Source organism: Escherichia sp. KCJ4928 (assembly GCF_004352695.1).
Taxonomy (GTDB): domain Bacteria; phylum Pseudomonadota; class Gammaproteobacteria; order Enterobacterales; family Enterobacteriaceae; genus ECMA0423.
Map to the genome: position 1 here is coordinate 1 of NZ_SJWV01000138.1, position 11,250 is coordinate 11,250.

Genomic DNA, 11,250 nt, shown 5'->3' on the forward strand with positions numbered 1-11,250 from the left:
ATTCATAATTAATGATTTATTATTTGGGGTATGATCGTTTTTTGTTGATCTTCTTCACAGATTATAGCCATTTCATGGATAGAATAACGCTACCTTCAACTGACACAGCAAGAGGTAAAGGTAAATGGAAAATAATAACCGCTTAATGCCTCATATAAGGCGGACAACCCATATCATGAAGTTTGCCCATCGTAATAGTTTTGACTTTCATTTCTTTAATGCCCGCTAGTCTTCTGACTAAAGGGCACCCCAACGTACAGGTCTCCCTGACTTTAAGCATTACAGGTTAATACCTGTATTCCTCGGTGCTCATATACTGCTAACCCTTTTAAACTCTAAATAATTCGAGTCGCAGCACTTGCAACTTGAGGTATGACGAGTATAGCCAGTTACCGGGCTGGTCTGGGTTATTGCATCTGCAAAAAGCAAACTACTGATTTATTTATCAGCGGTGGAGCTTTGCTTTTTTTCCAGCGTGATCGATTTCTCCTTTGAGAAATTGAGGACCTGCTATTACCTGAAATAAAGAGATGAACAAAATGTCAGAATTAAAAATTGCCGTTAGTCGTTCTTGCCCGGATTGTTTTTCCACTCATCGTGCATGCGTGAATATAGACGAAAGTAATTATATTGACGTTGCCGCCATTATTTTATCAGTCAGTGATGTTGAACGTGGAAAACTCGATGAAATAGACGCTACTGGCTATGACATTCCTGTTTTTATTGCAACGGAAAATGAAGAACGTGTACCAGCAGAATATCTGCCACGTATTTCTGGTGTCTTCGAGCATTGCGAATCACGGAAAGAGTTTTATGGACGTCAGTTAGAAACCGCTGCTAGCCATTATGAAACGCAACTGCGCCCGCCCTTCTTCCGCGCACTGGTCGATTATGTCAATCAGGGCAATAGCGCTTTTGACTGCCCGGGTCATCAGGGAGGTGAGTTTTTCCGTCGTCATCCGGCAGGGAATCAGTTCGTGGAGTACTTCGGAGAAACGCTGTTCCGTTCCGACTTATGCAACGCGGATGTGGCAATGGGCGATCTGCTGATTCACGAAGGCGCGCCATGCATTGCACAGCAACATGCGGCAAAAGTGTTTAATGCCGATAAAACATACTTCGTTCTAAATGGCACTTCATCTTCTAACAAAGTGGTTTTAAACGCCCTGCTAACACCGGGTGATCTGGTGCTGTTTGATCGCAATAACCACAAATCTAACCACCACGGAGCGTTGCTACAGGCTGGTGCAACACCGGTTTATCTGGAAACGGCACGTAACCCGTATGGCTTTATCGGTGGCATTGATGCGCACTGTTTTGAAGAAAGTTACCTGCGTGAGCTGATCGCGGAAGTCGCACCGCAGCGGGCAAAAGAGGCTCGTCCTTTCCGCCTCGCTGTGATTCAGTTAGGCACCTACGACGGTACGATTTATAACGCCCGTCAGGTGGTGGATAAAATTGGTCATCTGTGTGACTACATCCTCTTTGACTCCGCATGGGTCGGCTATGAACAGTTTATTCCGATGATGGCTGACTGTTCGCCGCTGTTGCTGGATCTTAATGAGAACGATCCGGGTATTCTGGTTACGCAATCCGTACATAAACAGCAGGCTGGTTTTTCTCAAACTTCACAAATCCATAAAAAAGACAGCCACATCAAAGGGCAACAGCGTTATGTACCGCACAAACGCATGAACAACGCCTTTATGATGCACGCCTCCACCAGCCCGTTCTATCCGCTGTTTGCCGCACTGGATATCAACGCCAAAATGCATGAAGGTGTCAGCGGTCGTAATATGTGGATGGATTGTGTGGTAAATGGCATTAATGCCCGCAAACTGATCCTCGATAACTGTCAGCATATTCGTCCGTTCGTACCTGAACTGGTGGATGGTAAACCCTGGCAGTCGTATGAAACAGCGCAAATTGCGGTTGATCTGCGCTTCTTCCAGTTTGTACCAGGGGAACACTGGCATTCTTTTGAAGGCTATGCAGAGAATCAATACTTTGTCGATCCTTGCAAACTGTTGCTGACAACCCCAGGTATTGATGCACGTAACGGCGAATATGAAGCGTTCGGTGTACCCGCGACGATTCTTGCTAACTTCCTGCGCGAAAATGGCGTAGTGCCGGAAAAATGCGATCTTAACTCCATCCTCTTCCTGCTGACTCCGGCAGAAGATATGGCCAAGCTTCAGCAACTTGTTGCCCTGCTGGTACGCTTCGAAAAACTGCTTGAGTCCGACGCGCCATTAGCAGAAGTGCTGCCTTCCATCTACAAACAGCATGAAGAGCGCTACGCCGGTTATACCCTGCGTCAGTTGTGTCAAGAAATGCATGATTTGTATGCCCGTCACAACGTGAAACAACTGCAAAAAGAGATGTTCCGTAAGGAACACTTCCCACGCGTAAGCATGAATCCGCAAGAAGCCAACTACGCCTATTTACGCGGTGAAGTGGAGCTGGTTCGTCTGCCGGATGCAGAAGGCCGTATCGCTGCCGAAGGTGCGCTTCCTTATCCTCCGGGTGTGCTGTGCGTTGTTCCGGGTGAAATCTGGGGTGGTGCTGTTCTGCGTTACTTCAGCGCTCTGGAAGAAGGGATCAACCTGTTGCCAGGTTTTGCACCGGAGCTTCAGGGTGTCTATATCGAAGAACATGATGGTCGTAAGCAAGTTTGGTGCTATGTCATCAAGCCTCGTGATGCGCAAAGCACCCTGTTGAAAGGGGAAAAATTATGAGTCAGGCTAAATCGAACAAAATGGGCGTCGTTCAGTTAACCATACTGACGATGGTCAACATGATGGGCTCCGGTATCATCATGCTGCCGACAAAGCTTGCCGAAGTTGGGACAATTTCAATTATCTCCTGGCTGGTGACAGCCGTAGGCTCAATGGCACTGGCATGGGCATTCGCAAAATGCGGTATGTTCAGCCGTAAATCAGGTGGTATGGGCGGTTATGCCGAGTATGCTTTCGGTAAGTCCGGCAATTTTATGGCGAACTACACCTACGGTGTCTCGCTGCTGATTGCTAACGTCGCGATTGCTATTTCGGCGGTTGGTTACGGCACCGAACTGCTCGGCGCGAGTTTGTCGCCAGTGCAGATTGGTCTTGCGACCATCGGGGTGCTGTGGATTTGTACCGTGGCTAACTTTGGTGGTGCGCGCATTACCGGGCAAATCAGTAGCATTACCGTGTGGGGGGTCATTATTCCGGTGGTAGGCCTGTGCATTATCGGCTGGTTCTGGTTTAGCCCGACGCTTTACGTTGATTCCTGGAATCCGCATCATGCACCGTTCTTCAGTGCAGTAGGTTCTTCCATCGCTATGACGCTGTGGGCTTTTCTCGGTCTGGAGTCTGCGTGTGCGAATACTGATGTAGTGGAAAACCCGGAACGTAATGTGCCAATCGCGGTACTCGGCGGTACGTTAGGTGCGGCGGTGATTTATATCGTCTCCACCAACGTGATTGCAGGGATTGTGCCTAATATGGAGCTGGCAAATTCAACGGCACCATTTGGCCTGGCCTTCGCACAGATGTTCACACCAGAAGTGGGTAAAGTCATTATGGCGCTGATGGTGATGTCCTGCTGCGGTTCGCTGCTTGGCTGGCAGTTCACCATTGCCCAGGTGTTTAAATCTTCATCTGATGAAGGCTACTTCCCTAAAATTTTCTCCCGTGTAACCAAAGTGGATGCACCGGTTCAGGGAATGTTGACCATTGTGATTATTCAGAGTGGATTGGCACTGATGACCATTAGCCCGTCACTGAACAGCCAGTTCAACGTGCTGGTTAACCTGGCCGTGGTGACCAATATCATCCCGTATATTCTGTCGATGGCGGCATTAGTCATTATTCAGAAGGTCGCTAATGTGCCCCCCTCAAAAGCGAAAGTTGCAAACTTTGTTGCTTTTGTTGGCGCGATGTATAGCTTTTATGCGCTGTACTCATCCGGGGAAGAAGCCATGCTGTACGGTTCCATCGTGACCTTCCTTGGTTGGACACTGTATGGTCTGGTATCACCACGCTTTGAACTGAAAAATAAACACGGTTAAAAAAGCAAAGTAAAAAAGGGCGATCTTGCGACCGCCCTTTTTTTATTAAATGTGTTTACGCGTTTTTCAGAACTTCGCTAACAATCTCAACCGCTTCTTTCTCAATCTGCTTGCGATGTTCTTCACCGAGGAAGCTTTCGCAGTAGATCTTATATGCGTCTTCCGTGCCTGACGGACGCGCGGCGAACCAGCCGTTGTCAGTCATCACTTTCAGACCGCCAATAGAAGCACCGTTGCCCGGAGCAGCAGTCAGGCGCGCGGTGATCGGGTCACCTGCCAGGGTGCTGGCGCTCACCATTTCCGGAGACAGCTTAGACAGCGCCGCTTTTTGTGCGGAAGTCGCAGCTGCCTGCAAACGGTTGTAGCTCGGCGCACCAAAGCGTTTTGCCAGTTCGTTGTAGTGTTCCTGCGGGTTCTTACCGGTGACAGCGGTGATTTCCGCCGCCAGCAGACACATAATGATGCCGTCTTTGTCGGTGGACCACGGCGTGCCGTCGAAACGCAGGAAGGAAGCCCCTGCGCTCTCTTCGCCGCCAAAGCCGAAGCTGCCGTCGAACAGACCATCAACAAACCATTTGAAACCTACCGGTACTTCTACCAGCTTACGGCCCAAGTCATTGACCACACGGTCGATCATCGCAGAAGAAACCAGCGTTTTACCGACAGCAACATCTTTGCCCCACTGCGGACGATGCTGGAACAGGTAGTTGATCGCCACCGCCAGGTAGTGGTTCGGATTCATCAAACCTGCCGGAGTGACGATACCGTGACGGTCATAATCCGGGTCGTTAGCAAACGCCAGATCGAACTTATCACGCAGTGCCAGCAGACCCGCCATCGCACACTCGGAGGAGCAGTCCATACGGATCGCACCGTCTTTATCGAGGTGCATAAAGCGGAAGGTTTGATCGACCTGATCGTTAACGATGGTCAGGTTGAGGTTGTAATACTCGCCAATGCGCTTCCAGTATTCGATACCGGAACCGCCCAACGGATCAACGCCCAGCGTCAGGCCCGCTTTCTGAATCGCCGCCATATCAACGATATCGGCCAGCCCTTCCACGAACGGCTGCACCAGATCCTGCTCTTTCACATGACCGGATGCCATCGCTTCGTCGAGGGAGATACGCTTCACGCCTTTCAGGCCATCGGCCATCAGTGCGTTGGCCCTGTCTTCCACCACTTTGGTGACGTTAGTATCAGCCGGGCCACCATTTGGCGGATTGTACTTGATACCACCATCTTCCGGCGGGTTATGGGACGGTGTAATCACGATACCGTCTGCCAGCGGGCCACCTTTTTTATTGTGAACCAGGATGGCATTGGAAACGGCAGGCGTCGGAGTGAAGCCATTGTTTTCCTGCACAATGACATCAACGCCGTTCGCTGCCAGCACTTCCAGTACGGAAATGAACGCAGGCTCGGACAGGGCGTGAGTATCTTTACCCACATAGCAAGGGCCAGTGATGCCGTTTTTCGCACGTTCTTCAGCAATTGCCTGAGCGATCGCCAGAATGTGCGGCTCGTTAAAGCTGTGGCGCGCTGCACTGCCACGGTGACCGGAAGTACCGAATTTCACCGCGTGCTCCGCATTCCCTGCTTCTGGTTTCAGTACATAATATTGCGCCGTCAGTTGGGCGACGTTAATCAAATCACTCTGTTGTGCAGGTTGGCCTGCACGATTGTGGATTGCCATTGCTTTGTCCTTTGTCTGCAACGTTTTAGATAGTTCCGCAAACCTTCTCAATCAATTCCGCCGGGAATTGCATCGACTGCATGATGTGTTCGATCATGCTGCATTTACGGCCGGTGTTGGTGTTGGTGATCACCCAATACGGCGTGCCTGGCACATGTTTCGGCTTGGTCTGATTACCATTTTTCAGCAGCGTTTGTTCATCTGCCGCAAAGTAAACGCGTGTACGACCGTGCAACGATTCCGTTGCTTCGGCAAACGCCTGGGCGTCAAGAGAATATAGTGTAGACAACAGCAGCATAAAGCGATTGACCGCTCGCTTTTGCTCTGCGTATTCGTCCGAAAGCAGAAGTTCACGCATTGCGCGAACCTTGTCTTTAATCGTTTTGACCGGCTTCGCTTCGACGATAGCAGGTGACGCAACGCGAACCTCTTTCGTCACCGGAGCAGCAGGCTGTGATGCGGCGGAAAATTTCAACATACGCCGTAAAATGTCGGATGCGCTCTCGCCGATATGCTTAGTGTGGCTGGCAATATAGCTGTAGAGTTCATCATCAACTTCAATCGTTTTCATCTTAATCCAGTGCAGTGTCTTAGCTGAATACAAGTCGCCAGGAGTATATGAATAAATCCCGGCAGCGGATAGCGTCAAGCCTGGCTTGCAGAAAAACTCGGAATAAACCTTATTTGTTGCAGCCCTGTGGCACAATGGTCAACATAATACCCTAACCCGACAACGCGAAAAAAAGAACTTTGCCATGAAATTGAATATCCGCGCGCAAACTGCACAAAACCAGCACAATAATTCTCCCATCGTTCTTGTCCATGGTCTGTTTGGTAGCCTCGACAACCTTGGCGTACTGGCTCGCGATCTGGTAAACGATCACAATATCATCCAGGTTGATATGCGTAACCACGGTCTTTCACCGAGAGAGCCGGTAATGAATTACCCGGCGATGGCGCAGGATCTTGTTGATACCCTGGATGCACTGCAGATCGACAAAGCAACATTTATCGGTCACTCCATGGGCGGTAAAGCGGTAATGGCACTTACTGCACTGGCCCCCGATCGGATTGACAAGCTGGTGGCAATTGATATTGCTCCGGTCGATTATCACGTTCGCCGGCATGATGAGATTTTCGCGGCCATCAACGCGGTCAGTGAATCGGACGCACAAACTCGCCAGCAAGCAGCAGCAATAATGCGCCAGCATCTTAATGAAGAAGGGGTGATTCAGTTTCTGTTGAAATCTTTTGTTGACGGGGAGTGGCGCTTTAACGTGCCGGTATTGTGGGATCAGTATCCGCATATTGTGGGTTGGGAGAAAATCCCGGCATGGGATCACCCTGCCCTGTTTATCCCTGGCGGCAATTCTCCGTATGTTAGCGAACAGTACCGTGATGATTTACTGGCACAATTTCCACGGGCACGGGCGCATGTGATTGCAGGCGCGGGTCACTGGGTCCATGCTGAAAAACCGGATGCGGTATTACGCGCTATCCGTCGCTATCTCAATGATTAACGCAACTGATTAAAAACCCAGCGTCCGCGTCGCTTTCCGCGCGTGGGCGTTGGCGTGACTCATCGCGCTGATGTATTATGGCGCGCTATCCATCCGGGCAGAGGCCTGGCTGATTGTTTCCCCCGAAGTCACCAAGATCATGGCCAAAGAACAAACGGACCGTACGACATTAGATCTGTTCGCGCACGAGCGTCGACCGGGACGACCGAAAACTAATCCGCTTTCGCGCGATGAACAGCTGCGTATTAATAAACGCAACCAGCTAAAACGCGACAAAGTACGTGGCCTTAAGCGTGTCGAACTGAAGCTGAACGCGGAAGCTGTCGAGGCGCTGAACGAGCTGGCGGAATCGCGCAATATGAGCCGTAGCGAACTGATCGAAGAGATGTTAATGCAGCAACTGGCGGCGCTGCGTAGTCAGGGCATCGTTTAAATTTCCACTTTCATGTAGCACAGTGTGCAGTCCTGCTCGTTTGCTGATTCCGCAAGACTGCCTGTTCTGCTATGATTGCCTTTATCCGTGGGCAATTTTCCACCCCCATTTCAATAAGTTTCAAGAGGTTATTTCACTCATGGCTATCACTGGCATCTTTTTCGGCAGCGACACCGGTAATACCGAAAATATCGCAAAAATGATTCAAAAACAGCTTGGTAAAGACGTTGCCGATGTCCATGACATTGCAAAAAGCAGCAAAGAAGATCTGGAAGCTTATGACATTCTGCTGCTGGGCATCCCAACCTGGTATTACGGCGAAGCGCAGTGTGACTGGGATGACTTCTTCCCGACTCTCGAAGAGATTGATTTCAACGGCAAACTGGTTGCGCTGTTTGGTTGTGGTGACCAGGAAGATTACGCCGAATATTTCTGCGACGCATTGGGCACCATCCGCGACATCATTGAACCGCGCGGTGCAACCATCGTTGGTCACTGGCCAACTGCGGGCTATCATTTCGAAGCATCAAAAGGTCTGGCAGATGACGACCACTTTGTCGGTCTGGCTATCGACGAAGACCGTCAGCCGGAACTGACCGCTGAACGTGTAGAAAAATGGGTTAAACAGATTTCTGAAGAGTTGCATCTCGACGAAATTCTCAATGCCTGATGTGATGCGGCGTAGACTCATGTCTACGCCGTATTAATAGATAATGCCAATCAAAATAATTGCTACAAATTTGTAACTTTTGCTGTTGTACCTGTACAATGTCCCGGTGTTCAAGTGGCCTTGCCGTTGTAAATGTAAGCTGTGCCACGTTTTTATTAACAATATTTGCCAGGGACTTGTGGTTTTCATTTAGGCGTGGCAATTCTATAATGATACGCATTATCTCAAGAGCAAATTCTGTCACTTCTTCTAATGAAGTGAACCGCTTAGTAACAGGACAGATTCCGCATGACTGATAACAATACCGCCCTAAAGAAAGCTGGCCTGAAAGTAACGCTTCCTCGTTTAAAAATCCTGGAAGTTCTTCAGGAGCCGGACAACCATCACGTCAGTGCGGAAGATTTATACAAACGTCTGATCGATATGGGTGAAGAAATTGGTCTGGCTACGGTATATCGCGTACTGAACCAGTTTGACGACGCTGGTATCGTCACCCGCCACAATTTTGAAGGCGGTAAATCCGTATTTGAACTGACACAGCAACATCACCACGATCACCTGATCTGCCTCGACTGCGGCAAGGTTATCGAATTTAGTGATGATTCCATCGAAGCGCGTCAGCGTGAAATTGCCGCAAAACATGGCATTCGCCTGACTAACCACAGTCTCTATCTTTACGGTCACTGTGCCGAAGGCGATTGCCGCGAAGATGAACATGCGCACGAAGGCAAATAAGCCAGCCTGAATGAGAAAAAGCCAACCTGCGGGTTGGCTTTTTTATGCAAGGGAAATAAGAAAAGCGAGAGTTACAGCTCTCACTTATTTGTTATTACTGCGAATTTCCTGCCAAACTTTATCACAATCGGCTTTCACCGCCTGATCATTTCCGGTTTGCGTTGCACGCAGACACTGCTGATAATCCAGTACGCGTACACTTTCCTGGTCGGCAAACTGCTGATGTTGTTTCTCTTTCTTCAGCACGTTTAACACGCTCTGGCAGGCTTCAATTTTTTCTGGCGAACCTTGCGCGGTGTTGATACAGGCGCTGTATGCCTCTTTCAGACGGCTGTCTTCCTGTGGTGCGGTTGATTGCGCACAAGCTACCAGCCCCGATGCCATCATGGCGATGAGAATCAGTTTTTTCATTGAAAATTCCTCAAACGTGCGGCAGGCACAAAACCTGCCGCGTCGGGCATCAGAAGATGGTGAATGGTGCGATTACCATAAATTTCACGTCACGCTCATCCTGGAAGATGTTACCGTAACCGCCGCCCCAGCTTGGGATGTCGGAGTGGTTGTCGTATTCGGTGAAGTGCAGTTTGAACATCGCGCCTTTTGCGCGACCGTCCTGAATGGTGTAGACCGCATCCAGGCTGTATGCAGACTCTTCAATAGTCCGGTTTTTGTCGTAGTACGCATCCGGATTGCTCTGCCAGGTCGCAGGTTTAGCATCCCATGCGTAAACGTAGGAAGCGCCGATGGCGAAGCCTGGAAGATTCCAGTTTTTCAGGTCATACATCGCACCGAAGAAGACCGCTTTTTCGCCGTTAGCGTTGAAGTCGGAACGGTTATCCCACCAGATATCCAGGCGGCCGTTGGAGGAAGCGTAGGTTGGAGTCATACGTTGCAGGAAGTATCCCTGCTGACCGTCAGCCTTAACCCAGGTGCCTTCGAGGCGCAAATCCACTACGTCAGCCGCCCGGTAACCAAAGGTCAACGCTTGCAGCCAGGCGGTGCCGTCATAAAGGTCGTTGACGCTGCGATCGTCAACTTTATCGCGCGTACCATAGAACTGGTAGCTGGTGGTTAACGGGCTACCGGCGATATCAAATTTGTAGCTGGCTTTGGCAAAATATTGATCGATATACCCTTCCGCCTGACCAAATGCCGCTTCCAGTACGAAGTTATTTTTGAAGTCGTATTTCGCCCCAAGGGAGTGCAGATAATCAACTTTGGTGGTTTTATCGTTCTGATAAAACTCATCCATTTCCAGATGCCACGGCGCTTTGTATTCGTTGGTCCACATGTAGGAGAAACTCAACGCACCAGCATCGCCGTAATCAAAATTCGCCCCGGCTTCCGCCCCCTGATAAGTACCTGGCATAAAGCTCCAGTGCGGCGCTAACAGCGTTTGACCAGTTGGCTGAATGTAACCTGCCCTCGCCCAAACCGGACCGTATTTAAATTTGGCCGCAGCTTTATACAGGCTTATACCGCTTTTGTCGCCGGACCAGTCTTCGTCATAGGCTTTATTACTTTTTGAAAACGCGATTTCGTTCGGGTGGGAGCTGTCGCCGTTTTCCGCCATTTCAATCGCCGTAAACGCAGCAATATCAAGGCCGAACATATCAGCAGCATAACCGGACTGAAAATCGAGGTTGGCATTCCAGGTGGAGTGAGAAAGGTTGGTTTTGTATTTGTCGCCGTCGGTAACATCTTTACGGTCGCGTTCACGCTGCCAGTAATATATACCGCCGGTTAAGGTTGAATCGTCGATGAATCCTTCGGCGCGAGCCTCCGGCATTGCCATAAAGCCCGACATTGCTGTAACACCGGCGATAGCCAGCGCCAGCGTACTACGTTTGCCACTAAACGTACGCATGGGTTAATCCTCTTTGACGTATAAATTGCTGCACCAAAGGTGAACAGCGAAAAAATAAAAATTAAAAAAGTAGCGTTGAGAAAAGTCTCGCTGACTACAGGAACAGACTATTTTTCGCGACGCGAATTATCAATCTCTTTCTGTAACCAGAATGTAAGAACATGAGCAACCGCACATATTTTGATGATTTTTGTTACAAGGCTTAAGTTTGCGGTTGAAAGGCTTGCAGAAGAATAAAAGCGTGAATTTCCAGCAAGATGAAAGCGGTTACATTT

13 protein-coding genes are annotated in these 11,250 nt (G+C 49.6%); 9 read left to right on the plus strand and 4 right to left on the minus strand.

What is annotated here, in order from left to right; all coding sequences use genetic code 11:
* Positions 1 to 11: 11 nt before the first annotated feature.
* From E0D98_RS28530 to potE, 4 genes are all read left to right on the plus strand, one after another.
* Positions 12 to 146: a hypothetical protein gene (locus E0D98_RS28530; RefSeq protein WP_001299172.1), complete on the plus strand. Its 135-nt coding sequence runs from the start codon at positions 12 to 14 to the stop codon at positions 144 to 146.
* Positions 125 to 229: a leader peptide SpeFL gene (gene speFL / locus E0D98_RS17230; RefSeq protein WP_001312672.1), complete on the plus strand. Its 105-nt coding sequence runs from the start codon at positions 125 to 127 to the stop codon at positions 227 to 229. The genes E0D98_RS28530 and speFL overlap by 22 nt, the downstream gene beginning before the upstream one ends.
* Before the next feature lie 310 nt (positions 230 to 539).
* Positions 540 to 2,738, plus strand: a complete 2,199-nt coding sequence (gene speF / locus E0D98_RS17235) for an ornithine decarboxylase SpeF (protein WP_001377916.1) — start codon at positions 540 to 542, stop codon at positions 2,736 to 2,738.
* The gene (gene potE, locus E0D98_RS17240) at positions 2,735 to 4,054 is read left to right on the plus strand and encodes a putrescine-ornithine antiporter (protein WP_000075845.1); all 1,320 of its coding nucleotides are present in this window, start codon (positions 2,735 to 2,737) and stop codon (positions 4,052 to 4,054) included. Before speF ends, potE begins: the two co-directional genes overlap by 4 nt.
* Before the next feature lie 55 nt (positions 4,055 to 4,109).
* On the opposite strand, the gene pgm is transcribed toward potE, so the two are convergent.
* Positions 4,110 to 5,750 carry a phosphoglucomutase (alpha-D-glucose-1,6-bisphosphate-dependent) gene (gene pgm / locus E0D98_RS17245; RefSeq protein ID WP_001295675.1) on the minus strand — a complete coding sequence of 547 codons (1,641 nt, stop codon included), beginning with the start codon at positions 5,748 to 5,750 and terminating at the stop codon, positions 4,110 to 4,112.
* 25 nt (positions 5,751 to 5,775) lie between these two features.
* Entirely contained in the window at positions 5,776 to 6,321 is a 546-nt protein-coding gene (seqA, locus tag E0D98_RS17250) for a replication initiation negative regulator SeqA (protein WP_000848387.1), read from the minus strand.
* Positions 6,322 to 6,505: 184 nt separating this feature from the next.
* Between seqA and ybfF the strand changes: the two genes are divergently transcribed.
* The 5 genes from ybfF (at position 6,506) to fur (ending at position 9,108) form a co-directional block, all read left to right on the plus strand.
* Positions 6,506 to 7,270 (plus strand): esterase, encoded by a 765-nt coding sequence (ybfF, locus tag E0D98_RS17255; RefSeq protein ID WP_000773302.1) that lies wholly within the window; start codon positions 6,506 to 6,508, stop codon positions 7,268 to 7,270.
* 139 nt (positions 7,271 to 7,409) lie between these two features.
* A complete protein-coding gene (gene ybfE / locus E0D98_RS17260) occupies positions 7,410 to 7,703 on the plus strand; it encodes a LexA regulated protein (RefSeq protein WP_001300829.1) in 294 nt (97 codons plus the stop codon).
* A 139-nt stretch (positions 7,704 to 7,842) separates the two neighbouring features.
* On the plus strand, positions 7,843 to 8,373 hold the full coding sequence (gene fldA, locus E0D98_RS17265; protein ID WP_001018618.1) for a flavodoxin FldA: 531 nt from the start codon (positions 7,843 to 7,845) through the stop codon (positions 8,371 to 8,373).
* A gap of 209 nt (positions 8,374 to 8,582) precedes the next feature.
* Positions 8,583 to 8,669 (plus strand): fur leader peptide, encoded by an 87-nt coding sequence (uof, locus tag E0D98_RS17270; protein WP_001406816.1) that lies wholly within the window; start codon positions 8,583 to 8,585, stop codon positions 8,667 to 8,669.
* Positions 8,662 to 9,108: a ferric iron uptake transcriptional regulator gene (gene fur, locus E0D98_RS17275; RefSeq protein ID WP_000131702.1), complete on the plus strand. Its 447-nt coding sequence runs from the start codon at positions 8,662 to 8,664 to the stop codon at positions 9,106 to 9,108. The genes uof and fur overlap by 8 nt, the downstream gene beginning before the upstream one ends.
* An 84-nt stretch (positions 9,109 to 9,192) precedes the next feature.
* Here the strand turns inward: fur and chiQ are convergent, their stop codons facing one another.
* Together chiQ and chiP are read right to left on the minus strand one after the other, a co-directional pair.
* On the minus strand, positions 9,193 to 9,519 hold the full coding sequence (gene chiQ / locus E0D98_RS17280; protein WP_000733592.1) for a ChiQ/YbfN family lipoprotein: 327 nt from the start codon (positions 9,517 to 9,519) through the stop codon (positions 9,193 to 9,195).
* A gap of 49 nt (positions 9,520 to 9,568) precedes the next feature.
* Positions 9,569 to 10,975, minus strand: a complete 1,407-nt coding sequence (chiP, locus tag E0D98_RS17285) for a chitoporin (RefSeq protein WP_001258837.1) — start codon at positions 10,973 to 10,975, stop codon at positions 9,569 to 9,571.
* Positions 10,976 to 11,250 lie beyond the last annotated feature (275 nt).

Excerpts from the sequence above, each read along its gene's own strand:
- E0D98_RS28530 (WP_001299172.1), top strand. The coding sequence starts at position 12 with ATGATTTATTATTTGGGGTATGATCGTTTTTTGTTGATCTTCTTCACA.
- speFL (WP_001312672.1), top strand. The coding sequence starts at position 125 with ATGGAAAATAATAACCGCTTAATGCCTCATATAAGGCGGACAACCCAT.
- speF (WP_001377916.1), top strand. The coding sequence starts at position 540 with ATGTCAGAATTAAAAATTGCCGTTAGTCGTTCTTGCCCGGATTGTTTT.
- potE (WP_000075845.1), top strand. The coding sequence starts at position 2,735 with ATGAGTCAGGCTAAATCGAACAAAATGGGCGTCGTTCAGTTAACCATA.
- pgm (WP_001295675.1), bottom strand. The coding sequence starts at position 5,750 with ATGGCAATCCACAATCGTGCAGGCCAACCTGCACAACAGAGTGATTTG.
- seqA (WP_000848387.1), bottom strand. The coding sequence starts at position 6,321 with ATGAAAACGATTGAAGTTGATGATGAACTCTACAGCTATATTGCCAGC.
- ybfF (WP_000773302.1), top strand. The coding sequence starts at position 6,506 with ATGAAATTGAATATCCGCGCGCAAACTGCACAAAACCAGCACAATAAT.
- ybfE (WP_001300829.1), top strand. The coding sequence starts at position 7,410 with ATGGCCAAAGAACAAACGGACCGTACGACATTAGATCTGTTCGCGCAC.
- fldA (WP_001018618.1), top strand. The coding sequence starts at position 7,843 with ATGGCTATCACTGGCATCTTTTTCGGCAGCGACACCGGTAATACCGAA.
- uof (WP_001406816.1), top strand. The coding sequence starts at position 8,583 with ATGATACGCATTATCTCAAGAGCAAATTCTGTCACTTCTTCTAATGAA.
- fur (WP_000131702.1), top strand. The coding sequence starts at position 8,662 with ATGACTGATAACAATACCGCCCTAAAGAAAGCTGGCCTGAAAGTAACG.
- chiQ (WP_000733592.1), bottom strand. The coding sequence starts at position 9,519 with ATGAAAAAACTGATTCTCATCGCCATGATGGCATCGGGGCTGGTAGCT.
- chiP (WP_001258837.1), bottom strand. The coding sequence starts at position 10,975 with ATGCGTACGTTTAGTGGCAAACGTAGTACGCTGGCGCTGGCTATCGCC.